Origin of the sequence: Nocardiopsis sp. N85, from assembly GCF_028882275.1 — a bacterium.
Lineage (GTDB): Bacteria > Actinomycetota > Actinomycetes > Streptosporangiales > Streptosporangiaceae > Nocardiopsis > Nocardiopsis lambiniae.
Genome location: NZ_JARBUT010000018.1, coordinates 47,095 through 68,119, shown reverse-complemented (window position 1 = coordinate 68,119; position 21,025 = coordinate 47,095). Strand labels below are relative to the sequence as shown.

Annotated in this window: 21 protein-coding genes and 1 pseudogene; 8 read left to right on the top strand and 14 right to left on the bottom strand. The window is 72.7% G+C overall.

Features of this window, described 5'->3' with window-relative positions:
- Positions 1-391 precede the first annotated feature (391 nt).
- The 3 genes from PWG71_RS22050 to PWG71_RS22040 all read right to left on the bottom strand — a co-directional run bounded on the left by PWG71_RS22050 (position 392) and on the right by PWG71_RS22040 (position 3,461).
- The gene (locus tag PWG71_RS22050; RefSeq protein WP_274811839.1) at positions 392-1,027 is read right to left on the bottom strand and encodes a PadR family transcriptional regulator; all 636 of its coding nucleotides are present in this window, start codon (positions 1,025-1,027) and stop codon (positions 392-394) included.
- A 91-nt stretch (positions 1,028-1,118) separates the two neighbouring features.
- Complete coding sequence (locus PWG71_RS22045) at positions 1,119-3,086, bottom strand: acyl-CoA dehydrogenase family protein (RefSeq protein WP_274811838.1); 1,968 nt, start codon at positions 3,084-3,086, stop codon at positions 1,119-1,121.
- Between the two features lie 108 nt (positions 3,087-3,194).
- Positions 3,195-3,461 (bottom strand): helix-turn-helix domain-containing protein, encoded by a 267-nt coding sequence (locus PWG71_RS22040; RefSeq protein ID WP_274811837.1) that lies wholly within the window; start codon positions 3,459-3,461, stop codon positions 3,195-3,197.
- Positions 3,462-3,535: 74 nt separating this feature from the next.
- On the opposite strand from PWG71_RS22040, the pseudogene PWG71_RS22035 reads away from it, so the two are divergent.
- Positions 3,536-3,683: pseudogene (locus tag PWG71_RS22035) on the top strand (M55 family metallopeptidase); the annotation flags it as partial.
- Between the two features lie 201 nt (positions 3,684-3,884).
- Here the strand turns inward: PWG71_RS22035 and PWG71_RS22030 are convergent.
- The 4 genes from PWG71_RS22030 to map all read right to left on the bottom strand — a co-directional run bounded on the left by PWG71_RS22030 (position 3,885) and on the right by map (position 8,645).
- Positions 3,885-4,835, bottom strand: a complete 951-nt coding sequence (locus PWG71_RS22030) for a S66 peptidase family protein (protein WP_274811836.1) — start codon at positions 4,833-4,835, stop codon at positions 3,885-3,887.
- Positions 4,836-4,929: 94 nt separating this feature from the next.
- Positions 4,930-6,300, bottom strand: coding sequence for a M20/M25/M40 family metallo-hydrolase (locus tag PWG71_RS22025; RefSeq protein WP_274811835.1), 1,371 nt, complete (start codon positions 6,298-6,300; stop codon positions 4,930-4,932).
- Positions 6,301-6,477: 177 nt separating this feature from the next.
- A complete protein-coding gene (locus tag PWG71_RS22020) occupies positions 6,478-7,311 on the bottom strand; it encodes a M55 family metallopeptidase (protein ID WP_274811834.1) in 834 nt (277 codons plus the stop codon).
- Between the two features lie 482 nt (positions 7,312-7,793).
- A complete protein-coding gene (gene map, locus PWG71_RS22015) occupies positions 7,794-8,645 on the bottom strand; it encodes a type I methionyl aminopeptidase (RefSeq protein ID WP_274811833.1) in 852 nt (283 codons plus the stop codon).
- A 119-nt stretch (positions 8,646-8,764) separates the two neighbouring features.
- On the opposite strand from map, the gene PWG71_RS22010 reads away from it, so the two are divergent.
- Together PWG71_RS22010 and npdG are read left to right on the top strand one after the other, a co-directional pair.
- Entirely contained in the window at positions 8,765-8,953 is a 189-nt protein-coding gene (locus tag PWG71_RS22010; protein WP_274811832.1) for a hypothetical protein, read from the top strand.
- A 46-nt stretch (positions 8,954-8,999) separates the two neighbouring features.
- Complete coding sequence (gene npdG, locus PWG71_RS22005; RefSeq protein WP_274811831.1) at positions 9,000-9,695, top strand: NADPH-dependent F420 reductase; 696 nt, start codon at positions 9,000-9,002, stop codon at positions 9,693-9,695.
- Positions 9,696-9,845: 150 nt separating this feature from the next.
- On the opposite strand, the gene PWG71_RS22000 is transcribed toward npdG, so the two are convergent.
- From PWG71_RS22000 to panB, 3 genes are all read right to left on the bottom strand, one after another.
- Positions 9,846-10,892 (bottom strand): LLM class F420-dependent oxidoreductase, encoded by a 1,047-nt coding sequence (locus PWG71_RS22000; protein WP_274811830.1) that lies wholly within the window; start codon positions 10,890-10,892, stop codon positions 9,846-9,848.
- Positions 10,893-11,206: 314 nt separating this feature from the next.
- On the bottom strand, positions 11,207-12,097 hold the full coding sequence (locus tag PWG71_RS21995; protein WP_274811829.1) for a sulfurtransferase: 891 nt from the start codon (positions 12,095-12,097) through the stop codon (positions 11,207-11,209).
- Positions 12,098-12,239: 142 nt separating this feature from the next.
- Complete coding sequence (gene panB, locus PWG71_RS21990; protein WP_274811828.1) at positions 12,240-13,085, bottom strand: 3-methyl-2-oxobutanoate hydroxymethyltransferase; 846 nt, start codon at positions 13,083-13,085, stop codon at positions 12,240-12,242.
- 409 nt (positions 13,086-13,494) lie between these two features.
- On the opposite strand from panB, the gene PWG71_RS21985 reads away from it, so the two are divergent.
- From PWG71_RS21985 to PWG71_RS21970, 4 genes are all read left to right on the top strand, one after another.
- Positions 13,495-15,096, top strand: coding sequence for an MFS transporter (locus PWG71_RS21985; protein WP_274811827.1), 1,602 nt, complete (start codon positions 13,495-13,497; stop codon positions 15,094-15,096).
- A gap of 96 nt (positions 15,097-15,192) precedes the next feature.
- Positions 15,193-15,648, top strand: a complete 456-nt coding sequence (locus PWG71_RS21980; RefSeq protein ID WP_274811826.1) for an RrF2 family transcriptional regulator — start codon at positions 15,193-15,195, stop codon at positions 15,646-15,648.
- Between the two features lie 226 nt (positions 15,649-15,874).
- Positions 15,875-17,053 carry a globin domain-containing protein gene (locus PWG71_RS21975; RefSeq protein WP_274811888.1) on the top strand — a complete coding sequence of 393 codons (1,179 nt, stop codon included), beginning with the start codon at positions 15,875-15,877 and terminating at the stop codon, positions 17,051-17,053.
- Positions 17,054-17,116: 63 nt separating this feature from the next.
- Positions 17,117-17,326: a response regulator transcription factor gene (locus tag PWG71_RS21970; RefSeq protein ID WP_446725076.1), complete on the top strand. Its 210-nt coding sequence runs from the start codon at positions 17,117-17,119 to the stop codon at positions 17,324-17,326.
- Between the two features lie 242 nt (positions 17,327-17,568).
- On the opposite strand, the gene PWG71_RS21965 is transcribed toward PWG71_RS21970, so the two are convergent.
- The 4 genes from PWG71_RS21965 to PWG71_RS21950 form a co-directional block, all read right to left on the bottom strand.
- Positions 17,569-18,558, bottom strand: a complete 990-nt coding sequence (locus PWG71_RS21965; RefSeq protein ID WP_274811825.1) for an NAD(P)-dependent alcohol dehydrogenase — start codon at positions 18,556-18,558, stop codon at positions 17,569-17,571.
- Positions 18,559-18,563: 5 nt separating this feature from the next.
- On the bottom strand, positions 18,564-18,824 hold the full coding sequence (locus PWG71_RS21960; protein WP_274811824.1) for a hypothetical protein: 261 nt from the start codon (positions 18,822-18,824) through the stop codon (positions 18,564-18,566).
- The gene (locus PWG71_RS21955) at positions 18,824-19,147 is read right to left on the bottom strand and encodes an ArsR/SmtB family transcription factor (RefSeq protein ID WP_274811823.1); all 324 of its coding nucleotides are present in this window, start codon (positions 19,145-19,147) and stop codon (positions 18,824-18,826) included. The genes PWG71_RS21960 and PWG71_RS21955 overlap by 1 nt, the downstream gene beginning before the upstream one ends.
- A 204-nt stretch (positions 19,148-19,351) precedes the next feature.
- Positions 19,352-20,206: a Rieske 2Fe-2S domain-containing protein gene (locus tag PWG71_RS21950; RefSeq protein ID WP_274811822.1), complete on the bottom strand. Its 855-nt coding sequence runs from the start codon at positions 20,204-20,206 to the stop codon at positions 19,352-19,354.
- A 272-nt stretch (positions 20,207-20,478) separates the two neighbouring features.
- On the opposite strand from PWG71_RS21950, the gene PWG71_RS21945 reads away from it, so the two are divergent.
- A complete protein-coding gene (locus PWG71_RS21945; protein WP_274811821.1) occupies positions 20,479-20,976 on the top strand; it encodes a hypothetical protein in 498 nt (165 codons plus the stop codon).
- Positions 20,977-21,025 lie beyond the last annotated feature (49 nt).

The window sequence follows — 21,025 nt, the reverse complement described above, 5'->3', positions numbered from 1 at the left end:
CCCGGCGCCTCGTTCCCGCGCCGGGAGGGGCGGGCCCCTCACGGACTACCGTCCGCGTCCACTCCGGACCCGTTCCGGCGCGCGGAAGGGTGTTCCGGCGATCGGTCTCCGGCCGCGCCGGAGGTCGCACGGGACCGTCGCGCGGTCCGCTCACCCCATGACGCCGGGACCGTCGCGCGGTCCGCTCGTCCCGTGACACCGGGTCGACGCGGGGCGGGGTCCGCCCTCGTCCCGGTCGTCCGCCCCGGCGGGCGGCCCCTCCCGGGGAGTCCGGTCTCCGAGGCCCGGGGATCGGCCCGGGGCGGTCGCCCGTCCCGGTCGTCCGTCCTGGTACGCGGCGTTCCCCCGATCGTTCGGTCTCGGAGCTTCGGGGGTCTCGGGCCCGTGGGGCTCAGGAATCGCCGACGCGCCAGGCGGCCATGAGGTCGGGGTGGTCCTCGGCGAACACCTCCGCGAACGGCTCGCCCGCCTCGTCGGCGAACGTGTGGGCGCCCGCCTCGATGCGCTCCATGAGCCGTCGCGTCCACAGGGTCTCGGCCTTGGCCATGTGCAGCCACATCTCCATGATCTCCCCGATGTGGCCCATCTGCTCGGCGTGCTCCTCGGGGAGGTAGTGCGTGGAGACCGAGTCCTGCCAGGTCTTGAGGCCCTCCTCCCGCTTGCTCAGCAGGTCGAGCACCTCCTCGCGGGGCAGGTCCGCCATGAAGCCCAGTCCGGCCGAGAGCATGTCCCGGCGTTCGTCGTACCCGGACAACGACCGTCGCAACAGGGCGAAGTACTCCTCGGTCCCCCGGGGGGTGATCTCGTACTCGGTGCGGGGCGGGCCGCCCACCGTGGAGGGGGCCACGTCGTGCGCGACGAGCAGTCCTTGCTTGGCCATCTGTTTCAGCGCGTGGTAGATCGATCCCGGTTTGGCGTTGGACCATTCGTGCGCGCCCCAGAACTCCAGGTCGTTGCGCACCTGGTAGCCGTGCGCCCGCCCGTGCAGGCGGACCGCCCCCAGGACCAGCAGCCGAATGGCCGACATGCCATACCCTCCTCGCTCGACTCCGCGTCTCTATTAAACTTTGACTAGTATAGGGCGGGTGCGGCCCCGGCATCGAGACCGCACCCGGGGGTCACCCCCGGTCCGGGGCCGGGTCGCCCTGCCGGGCGTGCTCGGCGCCCAGCGCGATCGGCGCCCCCAGCCACTCGTCGCGCAACCCGAACGCGTTGACCAACCGCACCGCGTACGGCCGCAGCCCCCGGCACAGGTCGTCCACCGCCCGCGTCACCGCCTTGGACCGACCGGTCGACAACCGCTCGTGCTCCAGGAACCAGGCCCGGTCCTCCTCGATCACCGACATCACGTACAGGTCGCACAGTCGGTTCAGCAGCTTGGCCGTGGACTTGTCGCCGCAGCGGTCGATACCCGCCACGAACGCCTCCAGCACCACCCGGTCCATGTGCGCCCGTCCCGCGGCCAGCACGTGGTCCTGGGCCCGGTTGAACACCTCGAAGGCGTCGCCGTCCTTGCCGGACCGGCGCAACCGCCCCGCCAGCCCTTCGATGACGTGCTTCTCCCGGTCCTCCAGCAGCTCCAGTTGCCAGCCCCGGTTGTACAGGTCGGCCTCGTCCCCGCGTCCGGGGGAGGCCGCGATGAGCCGGTCGATCAACGGGATCGCCGCGGTGCGCTCGATCACCGTCTCGAACACCCTGCCCGCCATGAACCGGGCCAGCCCCATCGTGTCGAGGTCGCCGAACGAGTCCTGGAAGTTGGTCAGCAGGCCCTTGGTGAGCTGCTGCAACAGGACCGTGTTGTCGCCCTCGAACGTGGTGAAGATGTCGGAGTCGGCCTTCAACTGCGGAATCCGGTTCTCCGCCAGGTACCCGGCCCCGCCGCACGCCTCCCGGCAGGTCTGGATGGTCTCGGTCGCGTGCCAGGTGGCGATCGCCTTCAACCCGGCGGCCCGCGACTCCAGTTCCCGCTGGGCGTGCTCGTCCCGTCGCGGCGCCCGCGACAGCTCGTGCAACCTGGTGACCAGTTCCTCCTGGGCGAAGTGCAACGCGTAGGTGCGGGCCAGGGCGGGCAGCAGCTTACGTTGGTGCGCCAGGTAGTCGAGGATGCGCACCTCCTGCTCGGGCGCGCCGTCGATGCCCGGACGGGTGAACTGGCGCCGGGTGTCGGCGTAGCGCAACGCGATGGTCAACGCCGCCTTGGTGGCGCTCCCCGCGCCCCCGGCCACGCTGATCCGGCCTCGGATGAGGGTGCCGAGCATCGTGAAGAACCGACGATTGGGGTTCTGGATGGGACTGGAGTAGGTGCCGTCGGGCGCCACGGTGCCGTACCGGTTGAGCAGGTTGACGCGCGGCACCCGCACGCCGTCGAACCACAACCGCCCGTTGTCCACACCGTTGAGCCCGGCCTTGGGCCCGCAGTCCTCGATCCGGACCCCCGGCATCGGGTTCCCGTCCTCGTCGCGGATCGGCACCAACAGGGCGTGCACGCCGTGGTCCTCGCCATCGGCGCGCAACTGGGCGAACACCACCGCCATCCGACCGTCCCTGGCCGCGTTGCCGATGTAGTCCTTGCGCGCCGCCTCGTCGGGCGTGCGGACCACGAACTCCTCGGTGATCGGGTGATAGGTGGCGGTGGTGCGCAGCTGCTGCACGTCCGAACCGTGGCCGGTCTCGGTCATCGCGAAGCAGCCGGGCATCTCCATCGACATCACCCGGGGCAGGTACTCGGTGTGGTGGCGCTCGGTGCCCAGGGCACGGATCGCCCCGCCGAACAGCCCCCACTGCACACCCATCTTCACCATGAGGGACAGGTCCGCGACGAGCATCTCGAAGGCCACCACCGAGGCCCCCACGTCGTCCTTGCCGCCCACCGAGGCGGGGAACCCGTAGGAGGGCATGTCGGTCTTGGCCAAGGCCGAGAGCTGAGTGAGGGTGCGCTCGCGGTGCTCCTCCACGGACAGGCCGTACACAGGGGCGTACAGCTCGCCCCGGATCACATCACGGGCGCGTTCGCGCACGTGCGCCCACCGGCCGTCCACGAGGCCCCGCAGCTCGGCCTCGTCCACCCGCAACGCCTGTTCGCTCATCTTCTCCCCCTGCTGGTCCTCGTCGACGCGGCCCTCTCGTGCCTACCACCCGCACGGCCGGAGGGGTCGGGAACACGCCCGGGAAGGGCGTGCCATCCCAACCTAACCTCAGGCCCCCACGGGGGTCGCGGCGGCCTCGTCGACCCGGCGGAACAGGTCGTCCAGGGACAGGTCGAGGGCGGCGGCGATCGCGGCGACGGTGAAGAACGCCGGGGTGGGGATGCGCCCGCCCTCGATCTTGCGCAGCGTCTCCACCGAGATCCCGGCCTGTCGGGCCACGTCGACCATGGTGCGGTCGGCGCGGGCCCGCCGCAGTAGACCGCCCAGCAGGCGTCCGCGTTCGATCTGGCTCTGGGTCAGCGGCTCTCTCACCATGGCGTCGAGTCTAGACTCCCCCTCCGAAGCCCCACGGTCGTACCGGTACGACCATCCGAACGAGGGGAAGGGTCGTGGTCGCCGGGTACGGCGCCCCCGCCACCCTGGTCACCGGCGACGACCGCGCCTGTCAGGACGCCGAGACCTACGCGCCGTTCGCCCGGACGGTGGCGGTCGAGGAGCACGTCAGCGGGTACGCCGCACGCCGCCGCCCGATCCTCGTCCGTGCCCCGGCCACCGCCCGCGACCTCGCCGAACCCGGCCGCGCCATCGCCGGCCCGGACCGTGCCCCGCCCGTGTCGTCGCCGACGCCGGGCCCCTCCTCCCCGGCTCCCGGCCGACCGGGTCGTCCGCACCGCCGGATCCGCGGGTCATCGCCGTTGGACGGTGCCGTCGGGCACGGTGCGCCCGACGGCACCCGGGTCATGCCAGGCCGGGGACCGCCAGCTCCAGGAGGCCGTTCTCGGCGTCCAACAGGGCCGGGACCCCCAGCGGGACCGTCAGCTGGGCGGCGCAGTGTCCCGTCTCCAACCCCCACAGCACCGGCACCCCGAGCGGGGCGAGCCGCTCGCGCATCAGGTCGGCGATCACCCCCGGGCCCGGCGGGCAGTCCGTCCAGGTGCCCAGGACCACCCCGGCCAGCCCGGTCGTCCACCCCGTGCGCAGCAGGTGGGTGACCATCCGGTCGAGCCGCGCCACGTCCTCGCCGATGTCCTCCAGCATGAGGATGCCCCCGGCCGCCGACGCCCGGCTGTGCGGTGTCCCGAGACCGTCGTTGAGCAGGCTCAGGTTCCCTCCGAAGAGCACACCCTCGGCGCGTCCGGGCACCAGGGCGTGCGCCCCCGGCGAGGTCAGCACCGTGCGGCGCTCCGGCTCGAACAGGGTCGACCGCAGCTCCTCCTGCGCCACCGGGTCGCCCACGAAGTACTTGGTGCCGATCACCGGCCCGTGCACCGTCGCCACACCCAGTTCCACCGAGAAGGCCTCGTGCAGGGCCGTGACGTCGCTGAAACCGATCAGGGCCTTGGGCGCGGCCGCGCGCAGCGCGGCGAAGTCGAGCAGGTCCAGGGTCCGGTGCGCCCCGTCGCCGCCTCGTACGCAGAACACCGCGGCCACGTCCGGGTCGCACCAGGCGTCCTGGAGGTCGGCGGCCCGGTCGGCGTCCGCTCCCGCCAGGTAGGGCAGCACCGGATGCCGGTCGCGCACGTGCGCCCCGAACTCCACGACCAGCCCCCATCGGCGCAGTTCCTCCGCGGCCGACTCCAGCATCGGCTCCGGGACCGGGCTGCACGGTGCCACCAGCCGTACCCGGTCGCCCGCGCGCAGCCGCGGCGGCCGGACCCCCGCCACCACGCCCTCATCGTTCACCGTCATCGATTCCGTCACACGTCCCCCTCCGGACATCGGTCATCGCCCAGCGGCGCCCGCCACCGTGGCGCACGCCCACCACCCACGACGCTCGGTCGTTTCAGGCCCGCAGGAACACGTCCAAGGCCCGGACGCCGAACCGCAGCCCTTCCAGCGGCACCCGTTCGTCCACCCCGTGCAACAGCCCGGCGTAGTCCATCCCCTCCGGCTGCCACAGCGGTGAGAAGCCGTAGCAGTCGATCCCCAGCCGCGAGAACACCTTGGCGTCGGTGCCGCCCCCCAGACACACCGGGACCACGTGCGCGTCCGGGTCCTGGGCCAGCAGGGCGGCCCGCAGCGCCTCGAACACGGGTGCGTCCACCGGCGCGGACACCGGTGGCGAGGAGTGCGCGTACTCCCAGCCCACCCGGTCCCCGGTGAGCTCGTCCATGGTCTCCTCGAAAGCCTTCTCCGCCCCGGGCAACACGCGACCGTCCACCCCGGCGGTGGCCTCACCCGGCACGACGTTGACCTTGTACCCGGCGGAGAGCATCGTGGGCGCGGCGCTGTTGCGCACGGCGGGGGAGACCAGCGGGGCGGCCGCGCCCAGCCGGGCCAGCAACGCCTCCAGCGCCTCGTCGGTGCGGGTGTCGTCGGGACCGCGCTCCACCCCCAGCGCCGCGGCGATCCCGTCGATGGACGCCCGCGTGACCGGGGTCGGGTGCGGCGGCCAGCGGTGCCCGGAGATCCGCACGATCGCCTCGGCCAACGCGGCGACGGCGTTGTCCCGGGGCGGACGCGATCCGTGCCCTGCGGTGCCCTCGGCGCGCAGGGTCAGCCAGGCGCTGCCCCGTTCGGCGGCGCCCACGGGGTACAGCCGCGCCGTCCCGCCCGTGGCGGTGCGGGCGTGGACGGTCTCACCGCCGCCCTCGCCGATGGCCTCGGCGCAGCCCTCGAACAGGTCGGGGTGCCGACGCACCAGGAACTCGGCGCCGTGTTCGGAACTGTCCTCCTCGTCGGCGACGAACGCCAGCACGATGTCGCGGCGCGGCCGCGCCCCGGTGCGGGCCCACTCCCGGACGACGGCGGTGACCATGCCGACGGTGTTCTTCATGTCCACGGCGCCGCGCCCCCACAGGGCGGGCAGCCCGGTGACCGGGCAGTCGGCGATCTCCCCCGAGAACGGGGGCACCGTCCAGGAGGCGGCGTCGGCCGGCACCACGTCCAGGTGGCCGTGGACGAGCAGGGCGGGCGCGTCGGGGTCGGTGCCCGGTACCCGGGCCACCACGTTGGACCGCCGCTCCTTTGACTCCAGCACCACCGGGGTGAGTCCGGCGTCGGTCAGCGCCTCGGCCGCGTACTCGGCCGAGGCGCGTTCGTCACCCCGACCCCCGCCATGGTTGGTGGAGTCCCTGCGGATCAGCTCCCGGGTGAGGACGACGGCGTCCTCACCGGTCCGGGCGGTGTCGGTGAGGGGGGCGATGGGGCCCACGGTGCGGCCTTTCTGCGGGGTGCGGGTCGACGCGCGGGGACGGCCGGGCCGGGGCGACGGCCGGGCGCGACACGGGTTCCGCCATAGTTCTACCTGCTCCGACGGGGTGCCGTCCCCGGTTTCGGACGAACGGGAAGGATCCTCCTCGCGCCGGCAGGGCGGGGGAGGAAGGGGCGGTCAGCCGTAGTCCTTCTCCATCGACCGGGCGATCATCGTCGTCACGGTCTTGAAGCAGCGGATCATCTCGTAGGCGTCCGGTGAGGTGTAGCGGACGCGACGCGCCCCGATCCGGGTGACGCCCGGGACGAGGGCGGCGTCCTGGGCGAGGTGGGCGGCGTCCACCTCGATCTCCACGGCCTTGGGGGAGGGCTCGGCCGGATCCAGACGACCGGCGAGCATCGTCGCCTTCGAGGCGGCCAGCCGGATCTCCTCGGCGGTGCGCGCGGGCGGGCGGCAGCGTGCGGCGTACCGGCTGACGTACTCCTTGACCGCCACCGTCCGGGCGAACGGCGCGTAGGCCTCGGCGTCCTGGCAGGCGCGGTCGTCGCCGGTGACCAGGATGACGGGGGTGCCGTACTCGGCGACCACGGCGGCGTTGAGCCGGCCCTCGCTCGCGGGCTCGCCGTTCAGCCACACACCGGTGACGGCGTTGGGCAGGTAGGTGTGGGCGAGGACCCCCTCCTCCCCGGCACCGCAGTGGTAGCCCAGGAACACCGCCCCGTCGCAGTCACCGTGCTGGACGCCCTCGACCATCGACAGTTCCTTGTGCCGACCGGTGATCATGGTGGCGCGTTCGTCCAGCTCCTCCAGCAGCAGGTTGCGCATGGTGGCGTGGGCCTCGTTGACCAGGACCTCGGTGGCGCCGCCGTCGAACAGGCCGGCGATCGCGGCGTTGACGTCGCTCGTGAACATCACGCGGCAGCGCCGCCACTGCTCGGTGCCGGGTTCGCAGTCGGCGGGCCAGGTGACGCCGGTGGCGCCCTCCATGTCCGCGGAGATGAGGATCTTCACCGGTCCGACCCTAGCCGTCGCGGTCCGGACCGCGCCAGACGTGGCCGGATCAGGACCGTGCCCGCCCGCAGATCGGGCGGCGGCCCGGCGGGCGGTGCGCCCCGGCGGGATCCCGGTGGCCCCTGGACGGCCTCATCCCATCGCACCCGCCGGTGGCACCGGCCGGCGCGGCCTCCGCGCTGTTCCACGGCTCCGGCCGTGCGGTCGAGCGCCATCCGGAACGGGTCCGACGCGACCTCGCCCACCTGCTCGGACTCCTCGCCGCAGGGGGCATCGCCCCCGCCGTCGCCGCCCGGTCCCCCCGGACGAGGCCGCGCGGGCCCACCGGCTCCTGGAAACACGACAGGGCACCGGGAAGGTCGTCCCGGTGCCCTGAACGGATCACGTCGACCGCCGGGTGGGGCCCTCCTCCCCGGCGCTCGCCGGTGTGCGGTCTCGCCCGGGGCGGGACCCCCGGCCCGGCACGGGAGCGTCCGCCCCGGCTACGGCAGGGTGAGGATCTCCGCGCCGGTGTCGGTGATGACCAGGGTGTGCTCGAACTGGGCGGTCCACTCGCGGTCGGCCGTCACCGCGGTCCAGCCGTCGTCCCACATGTCGTAGTCGACGCCGCCCAGGGTGATCATCGGCTCGATCGTGAACGTCATCCCCGGCACCATGACGGTGTCCGCGCGCGGGTCGTCGTAGTGCGGCACCACCAGGCCCGAGTGGAACTCCGGCCCGACGCCGTGACCGGTGAAGTCGCGGACCACTCCGTAGCCGAACCGCTTGGCGTAGGACTCGATGACCCGGCCGATCACGTTGATCCGCCGTCCCGGACGGCAGGCCTTGACGGCGCGCATCGTGGCCTCGTGGGTGCGCTCCACCAGCAGGCGGTGCTCCTCGGAGACGTTCCCGGCGAGGAAGGTGGCGTTGGTGTCGCCGTGCACGCCGTCCTTGTACGCGGTGATGTCGATGTTGACGATGTCGCCGTCGGCGATGGCCCTGTCGTCGGGGATGCCGTGGCAGATGACCTCGTTGAGCGAGGAGCACAGTGACTTGGGGTAACCCTTGTACCCCAGCGTGCTCGGGTACGCGCCGTGGTCGAGCAGGAACTCGTGCCCGACCCGGTCCAGCTCGTCGGTGGTCACTCCCGGGTGGACGTGCTTGCCGACCTCCTCCAGGGCCTGCGCGGCGATCCGGCCGGTGGCGCGCATCCTCTCGATGGTCTCCGGGGTCTGCACGTCGCCCAGGACACCCTCCACGGGGTGCTTCCGCCCGACGTACTCCGGTCGGACGATGTGGGAGGGGACCGAACGTTGTGGCGAGATGCGCCCGGGAACCAGCGGAGTAGTCATGAACACGGATTGTAGTTCGTGGCGCCCACCCGCCGGTGCCCTCCGAGGACCCCTCCCGGTGTGAGGAACATCCGTGCCGCGGGTAGGTGCCCGATGAGGACCGACGAAAGGTGAACGCGGTGGCCGACGTACAGAACGACGCCTGGTGGTACTGCCTCAAGCACAACACCGTCGAGCACGGCGCGGGCTGCCCCAACCGGGAGCGGATGGGCCCCTACCCGGACGAGGCGACCGCCGCGCGGGCGCTGGGCATCGCGGCCGAGCGCAATGACGAGTGGGACTCCGACGATGAGGAGGACCGTTGGTGACGGGGCGCTCGACCGGTTCCGAACCGCGTTCTGGCAGGATCGGCCCATGACCGAAGTGAGCACACCCGACAGCACCGACATCACCGGACGGGCCGTCTCCGTCCTTGGCGGCACCGGTGACCAGGGCCGCGGACTGGCCCGCCGGTTCGCCCTGGCCGGGCACACCGTGTACCTGGGTTCGCGCGACACCGAACGCGCGGAGAAGGCGGCCCGCGAGCTGGTGGAGGCCGAATCCACTCCGATCGACGTCCGAGGGCTGGACAACGCCGCCGCCGCGGCCGAGGGTGACATCGTCATCGTCGCCGTGCCCTGGGACGGTCACAAGGAACTGCTGGAGGATCTGGCCGTTCCGCTGTCCGGAAAGATCGTCGTGGACTGCGTCAACCCGCTGGGCTTCGACAAGCGCGGTCCGTTCGCGCTGGACGTGCCCGAGGGCAGCGCCGCCGAGCAGGCCGCCGCCGTGCTGCCCGACAGCACCGTGGTCGCCGCGTTCCACCACGTGTCCGCCGTGCTCCTGCTGGACCCGCAGGTCGAGAGCGTGGACCTGGACGTGCTGGTGCTGGGCGAGGACCGGGGCGCCACCGACACGGTGCGGGCCCTGGCCGAGCTCATCCCGGGTGTCCGGGGCGTCTACGGAGGGCGGCTGCGCAACGCCCACCAGGTGGAGGCGCTCACCGCGAACCTCATCGCGATCAACCGCCGCTACAAGACCCACGCGGGCATCCGGATCACCGGACCGTGAGCGGGGCCGCCGGGCCGGGAGGAGTCGGCGGATTCCGGGAATCGTCGCGACACGGCCGTCGGCGGTCCGTGGCCGGGCGCCCGGTCGGGACATCCCGACCGGGCGCCCGGCGTGGGCGCGTCAACGCCCGCGGGGCCCTTCAGGGTCGGGTCACGTCGACGAGGCCCAGCCCTTGACCTTCTCGATGAGGGCGACGGGGTCCTCGCCCACGGGGATCACGTTGAGGCGGGTGACCCCGGCGGCCCGGAACGCCTCCACGCGTTCGCGGACGTAGGACTCGGGGCCGACCATGTTGGTGAGTTCCACGAACTCCTCCGGTACGGCGGCCGCCGCCTCGTCCTTCTTCCCGGCCAGGTAGAGGTCCTGGATCTTCTCGGCGGCCTCCTCATAGCCGTAGCGGCGGGCGACCGTGTTGTAGAAGTTCTTGCCCTTGGCGCCCATCCCGCCCACGTACAGGGCGATCATCGGCCGCACGAGGTCGAGCAGCCTCTTGGTGTCCTCGCCCTCCCCGATGGCGAGCAGGCCACCGGCGGAGACCTCCAGTTCGCCCAGGGAGGCGTCCCGCTTGGCCCGACCCTCGGCCAGGGCCTCGCCCCACACGGTGTGGGCCTTCTCGGGGATGAACAGGTGCGGCAGCCAGCCGTCGGCGATCTCCGCGGTCATCGCCACGTTCTTGACGCCGAGGGAGGCCACGTAGACGGGGATCTCCGAGCGCACGGGGTGGTTGATGATCTTGAGCGGCTTGCCCAGCCCGGTGCCCCTCTCCGCGGGCAGCGGCAGCTGGAAGACCGCGCCGTCGTGGGTGAGGCGCTCCTCGCGCCTCCACACCTTGCGGCAGATCTCGATGGTCTCGCGGGTGCGGGCCAACGGCTTGACGTAGGGGACGCCGTGGAAGCCCTCGATGACCTGCGGTCCGCTGGCGCCCAGCCCCAGGATCGCCCGTCCGCCGGACAGGTCGTCCAGCCCGGCCGCGGTCATCGCGATGAGGGTCGGCGTGCGGGTGTACAGGGGCAGGATGGCCGAACCGATCTGGACGGTCTCGGTCCGGGCGGCGATGTAGCCCATGAGCGTGGGGGCGTCGAAGCCGTAGACCTCGGCGACCCAGACGGTGTCCAGGCCGACCTTCTCCAGTTCGATGACCTGGTCGACGGCGGCCTTGGGGTCGCCCGCGTACTGGAGCGGCATCGAGATGCGCATGCGTCCTCCCGTGAGGGCCGGGGACCCCGGCCCGAGTCGGTGCTGGGTACGAGGTGACTCTACTCCCGAGTACGGTTCGGTTCGTGGCCCGCCTCACACCGAGTGCCCCGTGTCCCACGCGCTCGTGCTCCGGACCGGTCCCGGCGGGAGCGCCGTCCGCGCTCCCGCCGCGACCGGGGCCCGTGAGGCCGGACGCCCCCGTGCGGCCGATGCCGGGCGGCATCGGGGCGGGCATGGTGCGACCACGTGTTCGCCTCGTCAGGGGGAGCGCGGGTCTCGACGCATCCGGGGAGGACGCCGACCGGGCGGTCCCGTCAGGCGTCGCCGCCGGGGGAGTCACCGGTGACCAACGGCAGCGAGTCGTCCGCCGCCCACGCCGCCATCGAACCGTCATAGACGGCGACGTCGTCCCGGCCCGCCAGCACCAGCGCGTACGCCACACCGGTCGCGGCGATGCCGTGGCCGGAGTAGGCCACCGGGGTCACCCCCGGGTCGAGCAGGCCCGCGCGCTCGAAGGTCGCGCGCAGTTCCCCCACCGGTCGCGGGCCGCCGGTCGCGGGGTCCAGGATCTCCGCCGGGGGCAGGACGACGCTGCCGGGGATGTGACCCTCGCGGGCGTAGGCGCGCACCTCACCCCGGCGGGCGTCCGGGTCCAGCACGGCGACCAGCACCGTTCCGGGGTCGTCCAGCGACTTCGCCACCTCTTCGGTCGAGCGCAGCAGTTCGGGGCGGCGCTCGGCCTGGAAGGCGGCGGCGATCGGGTCGGGCGTGGGATCGGCGGTCACCCGTTCGCCCGCGGACTTCCAGGCCCGCAGGCCGCCGTCGAGCACCGCGACGTCGTCGAACCCCTCCAGCCGCAGCTGCCAGTGGAGGCGGGTGGCCCAGAAACCGGTGCTCCGGTCGTAGACCACCACACGGCTGTCCACGCCGATGCCGAGCAGCCCGGCCTGGACGGCGAACTTCTCCGAGGAGGGCACCGTCCACGGCTCGGGGGCCTCGGTGTCGGCGAAGTCGGTGGTCAGGTCGGCGAACAGCGCACCGGGGACGTGCTCGGCCTCGTAGCCGGCCCGACCGGACCCGACGGCGTGCGGCCCCCCGCCCGGGGCGCCCGTCAGGGTCGTGGCGTCGACCACCACCAGGTCCCCGTCATGGAGGTGGGCGGCCAGCCAGGCCGCGTCGACGACCGGGGCGATGCGAGCGGACACGGGATGACCCCTTCGTGAGCGGGAAGAGCGGGTGTCGGCTACTCCGACGCCCCTCCCCTTACCCTCTCCGGCCCGCTCCATTCGGGACGACGCGTGGAACGCCGGCCGGGGCACGGCCCCGACCGGCGTTCTCCGCAGGCGATCAGCTCGCGTAGGAGTGGCGCTCCTCCGGGAAGGCGCCGCCGACGACCTCGTCGGCGTAGGCCGACGCGGCCTCGCGCAGCGTCTCGTGCAGGTTGGCGTAGGTCTTGACGAACTTGGCCACACGCGGGCTCAACCCGGCCATGTCCTGCCACACCAGGACCTGGGCGTCGGTGGCCTTGCCCGCCCCGATGCCCACGGTCGGGATGTTCAGCTGCTCGGTGACCTGCGCGGCCAGCTCACTCGGCACGCACTCCAGCACGACCGCGAACGCGCCCGACCGCTCCAGCTCCTTGGCGTCCTTGAGCAGACCCGCGGCGGCCTCACCGCGCCCCTGCACCCGGTAGCCGCCCAGCGTGTTCACCGACTGGGGGGTGAGCCCCAGGTGCGCCATCACCGGGATGCCCGCCGACACCAGCAGTTCCACCTGCGGTGCCACGGCGTGGCCGCCCTCCAGTTTCACCGCCTGGGCGCCGCCCTCCTTCATGAACCGGGAGGCGGTCTCCAGGGCCTGACGCGGCGAGGCCTGGTAGGAGCCGAAGGGAAGGTCCGCCACCACCAGGGACCGCTTGGTGGAGCGCGCGACCGCGGCGGTGAGGGGGAGGAGTTCGTCCACGGTGACCGGGACGGTGGTGTCGTAGCCGTACACGACGTTGGCGGCGGAGTCGCCGACGAGGAGGACGGGGATGCCCGCCTCGTCGAACACCCGCGCGGTGAGCGCGTCGTAGGCGGTCAGCATCGGCCAGCGCTCGCCGCGCTCCTTGGCGGCGGCCAGGTCGCGGATGGTGACGCGCCGGTTGGTGACCCCGCCGTACAGGGCGGCGGTGGTCTTGTCGGTGGTGCTCATGATGTCTTCCTCCGTTGTCTCGAAGCACCGCGTGGGTGTCCCCGGACGTGTGGACGAAATGATGGTGTGCGCCGCGCGAACGCGGTCGTGGTGGCCCCGAGGGACCTGGAGGACGGTCGACGATCCGGCCGCCGTGTACGACGGATGGGAAGGCCGGGTCCGCGTGTCGTGCGAGCATCATCGCACGGGCCCCGCGCGTCCGCTTCCCTCGGGATACAACCGGAACGCGCCCCGGGAACTTCCCCCCGTACCCGGATCTCTCGGACGGCGCGGGGAGGCCCTGAACGGACACATCCGATGATCGGGGGCGAAACGGGAATCAGGGACGGGCGGCCGTTACGATGGCGGTTCCCGGCCCCGGGACGCGTCGGCCCCCGGTGCGGACCGGTTCGTGGAAGAGGGTGCTCACGTGGACGCGCGGACGGCTTATCGGCGGCGGTGGGGCGGACTGGCGGTCCTCATCATCTGCCTGCTCGTGATCGTCGCCGACAACACCATCCTCAACGTCGCCCTGCGCACCCTGTCCGACCCCGAACTGGGAGTGGGCGCGGGCCAGTCCGAACTGGCCTGGGCGATCAACTCCTACACCCTCGTCTTCGCCGGGCTGCTGTTCACCTTCGGCGTCCTGGGCGACCGCTGGGGGCGGCGCCGGATGATCACCGCCGGACTCGTGGTGTTCGGTGCCGCGTCGGCCCTGTCCGCCTACTCCCAGAACCCCGAACAGCTCATCGCCGCCCGCGCGGTCATGGGCTTCGGAGCGGCCATGGTGATGCCGCAGACGCTGTCGATCATCACCAACATCTTCCCGGCCGAGGAACGCGGTCGCGCCATCGGCCTGTGGTCGGGCTCGGTCGGCCTGGCGATGGCGATCGGACCGTCGGCCGGCGGCCTGCTGCTGGAGCACTTCTGGTGGGGGTCGATCTTCCTCGTCAACGTGCCGTTCGTGCTGCTCGGCCTGGCGTTGATGTTCTTCCTCATCCCCGAGACCCGTGACGAGGCCCCCGGTCGGCCCGACGTGCTCGGGGTGCTGCTGTCCATCCCCGGGCTGGTCCTGCTCATCTACGGGATCATCACCGCGGGCGAACGCTCCTCCCTGGCCGACCTCGACGTGTGGGGCGCGCTGCTGGGCGGCCTGGCGGTCATCACCCTGTTCCTGATCCACGAGGCGCGCACCCCCGAACCCTCACTGGACGTGCGGTTCTTCAAGAACCCGAGGTTCAGCGTCGCCATCGCCACCATCATGCTGATGTTCTTCAGCATGTCCGGGCTGATCTTCTTCCTGAGCTTCTACTGGCAGAGCGTCCGGGAGTTCTCGCCGTTCATCGCGGGGCTGCTGGTGTTGCCGGCGGCCGTCGGGCAGATGCTCCTGGCCCCGCTGAGCCCCGCCCTGGTGCGCCGGTTCGGGCCGCGCGCGGTCGCCGCCGTCGGCATCGGGACCGTGTGCGCGAGCTTCGCGTTCTTCTCGTTCCTGAAGGTGGACACCCCGGTCTGGCTCATCCTGATCTTCTTCTTCACCCAGGCCGCCGCGATGGCGGTGGTGCTCACCCCCTCCACCGACGCGATCGTCTCGGCGGTACCGCCGGGCAAGGCGGGCGCGGCCTCGGCGACGCAGAACACCGTCCGTCAGGTGGCCACGGCGATGGGCGTGGCCGTCCTCGGCGCGATCATCTCCTTCCGCTACCGGGCCGACATCACGCCCACCCTGGAGGGGTTCGCGGAGAGCGACGAGGGCGCCGCCGCCCACTTGAGCGGGAGCGGGTTGCACACGGCCGGCGAGTCGATCGAGGCCACCCTGGCGGTCGCCCGCGGCCTGGGGGAACAGGGCGCCGTCCTGGTCGCCCCGGCCAAGGAGGCGTTCCTGGCGGGGTTGCACACCGCGTCCCTGGTGTCGTTGTGCTGCGGGCTTGTCGGGGTGATCGTGGTACTGGTGTGGATGCCGCGTGACACCGTCGCCCACCGGGCCGCGGCGGAACCCCGCGAGCAGAGCCCCGACCTCGACGAACACAACTGACGTCACCGCCCGGCCCGGAGGACGCGTCCCGCCTCCGGCCGTCCCGCCTCGGGCCTCCGACGCGGCCGACCCCCGCCGCCGACTACGCTCGCGGACATGCGCCTGACCGCCTTCACCGACGTCTCCCTCCGCCTCGTCATGCGGCTCGCGGTGGCGGGGGAGGGCGAACTCCTCACCACCCGCGCCGTGGCGGAGACGACCTCCGTGCCCTACACCCACATGGCCAAGGCGGTGGCGCGCCTGTCCGACCTGGGCCTGGTGGAGGCACGCCGGGGCCGGGGCGGCGGGCTGCGCCTGAGCGAGCGGGGCCGCCGGGCCTCGGTGGGGTCGATCGTCCGGGAACTGGAGGGCGGGGGAGACCTGGCCGGCTGCGAGGACGATCCGCCCTGTCCGCTGCGCGCGGCCTGCCGGTTGCGGGGCGCTCTGCACCGGGCCCGGGAGGCCTTCCACGCCTCCCTCGACGAGGTGTCCGTGGAGTCCCTGGTGGCCTCCGCACCGGCCCGCGAGACCCTGACCCTGTCGCACCCGCGGACGTCCCGCCCCGAAGTGTGATCGACCTCTCTCCCCGGCTTTCTCCCGGCCCCTCGCAGGGCTCTCCCGGCCATGCGCGGGACCCGGGGCCCGGCCCGCGGGGACCGAAGGGCCCTGGCCGTGCCGCCGTCGATCCGGCAGCGGGGTCCATCACGCGCCGCGCGGGGACGGGACCCGGAGGAGAGGGCCGTGAGGCCGCGCCTAATGTGCATTTCAGATGCACATTATCGAGTGCGAGGAGGTCGCATTGCTCTCCACCGAATCCGCCACCACCGTTCGGGCCACCCTTCCGGTCATCGCCGAACACCTCGACGCCATCACCGCCCGGTTCTACGGGACCATGCTGGGTGAGAACCCCGGACTCCTCGACGGTCTCTTCAACCGCGGCAACCAGGCCTCCGGCGAACAGCGCCGCGCCCTGGCCGGCGCCGTCGCCGCCTTCGCCGTCGGCCTTCTGGACCACCCCGACGAGCGGCCCGACGCCCTCCTCTCCCGCATCGCCCACAAGCACGTCTCCCTCGGCGTCACCGAGGACCAGTACGTCATCGTCCACAAGTACCTGTTCGGCGCCATCGCCCACGTCCTCGGCGACGCCGCCACCCCCGACGTCGTCGCCGCCTGGGACGAGGTCTACTGGCTCATGGCCGGCGCCCTCATCGCCCTGGAGGCCCGCCTGTACGCCGCCACCGGGCACACCGGGCACGACGTGTGGCGGCCCTGGACCATCACCGAACGCCGCGAACAGACCCCCGACACCGTCAGCCTCACCCTCGAACCCGACGATGGCGACGCCCCCGACCCCCACCCCGGCCAGTACGTCGGTGTCCGGGTCCGCATGCCCGACGGCGTCCGCCAGGCCCGCCAGTACTCCCTCACCGGCTGGGACGGCACCCGCCGCCGCATCACCGTCAAACGCCTGCGCGCGGGGGACACGCCCGCCGGCGAGGTCTCCACCCATCTCCACGAGACCGCACGCCCCGGCGACACCGTCATGGTCTCGGTGCCCGCCGGGGACGTCGTCCTGCCCGACGGAGACCACCCGCTCCTGCTCGCCTCCGCCGGAATCGGCTGCACCCCGATGGTCGCCATGCTGCGCGGCCTGGCCGAACGCGGTGACACCCGACCCGTCCTGGTCCTGCACGCCGACCGGTCCCCCGAGGATCACGCGCACCGCGACGAGATCGCCGCCCTGGTCGCCGGACTGCCCGACGCCCGCGCCCTCACCTGGTACGAACGGGGCGGCGGAGACCTCACCGGCCGTATGGACCTCACCGGGGTCGACATCCCCGTCGACGCCGAGGCGTTCCTGTGCGGGCCGCTCCCGTTCATGCGCGGGGTGCGCGTCCGGCTGTCGGCCGCCGGCCTGCCCGCCCGCCGTATCCGCTACGAGGTGTTCGGCCCCGACCTGTGGCAGGGCACCGACTGACGATCCGCCACCGCCGCCGGCCGTGTCCGCGACCGCCACGGATCGGCCCGTCCGCGCGTCCCGGTGGAGGGGGCCGCACCGGCCGGGCTGACGCCCCGGGAGGCGGAGGTGCTGCGTCTGGTGGCCCGGGGGCTGACGAACCGGGAGATCGGGGAGAGGCTGTTCATCTCGGCGAAGACGGTGAGCGTGCACACGTCGAACCTCATGGGCGAACTCGGGGTGTCCGACCGCAACGCGACGGCGGTGCGGGCCAGGGGCCTGGGCGTCGACTGAGCGTCCTTTTCGTCCCATGTGTGATCTATGACGTAAAGGTCGGGCTCTCGGTCCTCTGCCCGACGACCGATCCGGGCGTACCCGGCGGGGTGATGGGTCCTCCCGGTGTTCGTCGGCCGTGGCCGGCCCCGGATCGCCCACGGTCGATGCCGCCCGCGCCGCGCGCCTCGGTGCGCGGCCCACCCGACGCGTGGGAGGGGTGACCGCGAGGAGGGGCTCGCGGTCACGGCGCGCGGCGCGCCTCACCCCTCCCGCAGGACCACCACGACCTTCCCGCGCGCGTGCCCCCGAGAGACGTGCGCGAGCGCGTCGACGGCCCGTTCGAACGGGTACGTCCGCCCGACCGCGGGCCGCAGGGTCCCCGCCGCCACCCGCTCCAGGAGTCCTTCGACCTCGCCGTCCACCCCGGTGCGGGCGAGGAACGGGCGCAGCCGCTGCCGTACGAACGGCGAGGTGAGGGACGCCGCGGCGTTGCGCCACAGGGGTCCCATGGCCCGACTCCCATGGCCCGAGGTCAGCACCAGCGTTCCACCCGGCGCGAGAGCGCTCCGCAGCTCGCGCAGGCTCCGGTTGCCGGCCAGGTCGATGACGACGTCGTAGGGTTCCTTCGCCTCGGTGAAGTCCTCGACGCCGTAGTCGACGACGTGGACGGCGCCCAGCGACCGCACCAGGTCGGTGTTGCCCGCCCCGCACACGCCGGTGACCTCGGCGCCCGCCGCGGTGGCCAACTGGACGATGAACGTGCCGACGCCGCCCGAGGCGCCGTTGACGAGAACGCGGTCGCCGGCCTTCACCTCGCCGACGCGCACGGCCTGGAGGGCCGTCACCCCGGCGAGCGGCACCGCCGCCGCCTCGGTGAGCGGGACCCCGTCGGGCACGCGTGCCAGCAGGGAGGCCTTCACACAGGTGTACTCGGCCAGGGACTCCTCCCCTTCGGCGGCGACCCGGTCGCCCGGGGACCACTCGGTGACCCCCGGGCCCACGGAGTCGACGACGCCGGCCACGTCCCGTCCCCGGATGGTCCGTTTCGGTCGCGGCCACCCGAAGGCGAGTCGGCCGATGGTCGGCTCGCCGCGCGTGATGTACACGTCCGCGGCGTTGAGCGATACGGCGTGGACCTTGACGCGTACCTCGCCTCGGCCGGGCTCGGGGACGGGGACCTCACGCGGCGCCAGCACATCGGCGGCCTCGCCGTACTCGTCGTGTGCGATCGCCTTCATGGTGCGGTTCATGGCGGTCATTCCACCGTTCTCAGGAGTTTTTCGATGGAGGTGGTGCGAGCGCGCAGCTCGGCGACGTCGGCCGCGGTGCGCTGCTGGGCGTCGAGCGTGGTCGAGGCGAGTTCCTCGTACCGCGTCACCAGGCGGCGGAGTTCGTCGTTGCGCGCGGCGTCGACGGCGGTCTTGCGGAACTCGTGCCGGCTGGAGACGACCACGACACCGATGAAGGTGGCGATCGCGCCCAGGCCGAGGATGAGGATGACCGTTGGCCAGTCCATCAGTTCTTCTCCTTGCGTGTGAGGGTCTCGACCGCGGCGGCGATCGTCGTGGGGGTGAGACCGATGTCGAAGTCGGTGAGCTCGAAGTACTTCATCGCCTTGCCGTCCTCCGAGAGCTCCAGGGAGCCGGTGACCAGGCCGACCGCTTCGAGGCGTTGCAGGTGCATGTGGAGGAGGGGGCGGCTGATGCCGATGACGCGCGCGAGGTTGCTCACGTAGTCGCGGCCGCCGGTGAGCGTCGCGATGATCCGCAGGCGGATCGGGTTGGCGAGCGCGGCGAGCGACTCGACGAGTTCGTCGCCGGAGAGATCGCGCTGTGTCATGTCTTTCCTATGCGTGTAAGAAAACACTTACACATGAAAGATAGACGTGCCCCTGTGCATCCGCAAGCCCCGGCGGGCCCGTATCACCGCGGGACGCGACGGCGCCGGTGCTCCGGGGGCGTGGGGGCAGGGGCAGGGAGGTGACCGGGAGGGGGCCGGCCCTGAGAAGACGGCCCCCTCCCGGCCCGCGCCGCAAGGTCGCCGCTACTCGGGCGACCGCAGGCGGACCATCAGGCGGCCGTCCACGACCGACGTCTCGAACGTCTCCGGCGACGCCGTCGCGGGTCCGTGGATCACCACCCCGTCGTCCAGACGGAACTCGCTTCCGTGCCACGGGCAGCGCACACACCCGTCCACCCGCTCGCCCTCCGCCAGGGGCGCGCCCATGTGCGGGCACGTGCCCATCAGCGCGGACGCCGATGCGCCGGTACGCGCCACCACGATCGGGACGCCGCCCACCTCGCTCTCGCCGATCCCCCCGTCGGGGAAGCCGTTCAGCGGACCGAGGTCGTGCCATCCCTGGGGCACCAGGTCGGAGAGGTGGTCGGCGCTGTTCGCGCCGCTCGCACGGTAGTAGGCGATGTGCCCGCCCAACGATCCGCTGAGACCGACGGCGCCCATCCCGGCCAAGGCCAGGAACCTCCCCCACCCCTCACGTCCCCGCGCCCGCGCCAACGAGGAGACGCAGAACAGCAGTGTTCCCACACCGTTGGTCGCCGCGTGGACCACCCCCACGCGCTGTTGGCGTTCGTGCTGCTGCGACCAGTCGGCCAGGCCGCTGACCACGGCGGGCAGGGTGGTCAACAGGCCGATGTCGATCAGCGCGTGAGCGCTGCGGCGGTGGTCGCCGGGCAGCATGTCCAACAGGGTCGCGGCCGTCCACGTACCGATGGGCAGCTGCACCAGGATCGGGTGAGTGGGGTGGCCGAGCTGCACGCCGTGCAGCATGTCGCGAACCGTGCCGGACGGCAGGCGTTCGGCGAGCCTCTTCAAGCGGGAGACCGCCGGGTCGAGGCGGTCGTCGCGTTCGATCTCACGGATGCGTTCACCGAGTCTCATGATGGTCGGCTACCCGGACCGCGGCGCGTCACGCGTGCCACGGGGCACCTCGCACAAGCTTGAACCGGCCTTTCCCCGGCCTCGGCGGAACCGGGCGCGGCCGCCTCCCCGTGGAGCCTCCGGCGACCCGGTCACCCCGGGGCGGTGTCCGGGCCGCTCCCGTCCGCCCCGTCGCGCGGTGGGATCGACGGTGGACCCGGGCGCGGGGGCGGCGGATCCCCGTGAGTACCCGCACTCATGCGCCCGCGCGCCGCGCGCACGAACATGGGGAGATGAACACGACGGCGCACGCCCCCTGCACCTCCGGCCCGATCTTCGCCCTCCAGAGCCTCGTGCTCCTGGTCACCTCCGCGATCACGGCCTGGTGGGTCTCCCGCACCCCGCCTGAGAAGGTCGCCGCCGCCGAGGGCTTTCCGCTGAGCGAAGCCGACTACGCGATCCGGCCGCTTCCACTGCCCGGCTGGGCCGAGACGGTGATCGGGATCGGGGCACCGGTGCTCATGGTCGCGACCGGGGCGCTGTTCATCCGGGGAATGGCGACCCGGAGGATCGCCCCGCTGCGTGGGCTGGCCGTCCTGCTGCTGGTGCCGATCGCCTTGATGGCCGGGGTGACGTGGATGATCGCCACGGCGCCGGTCATCGGCGCCAACATCGGCCTCGGCCTGGCGGTGATGGCGTTCGGGTCGGCGAGCGCGCTCCTCCTCGTCGGTGCCGTCATCACCGCCGTGCTCGCCCACCGGGCGTCCGCGCCCCGTCCGCCGGCCGAGTGAGCCGGGGGCGCCGTTCCGGGTGGCCCGGAGGGTGGTCCGGGGAACGGCG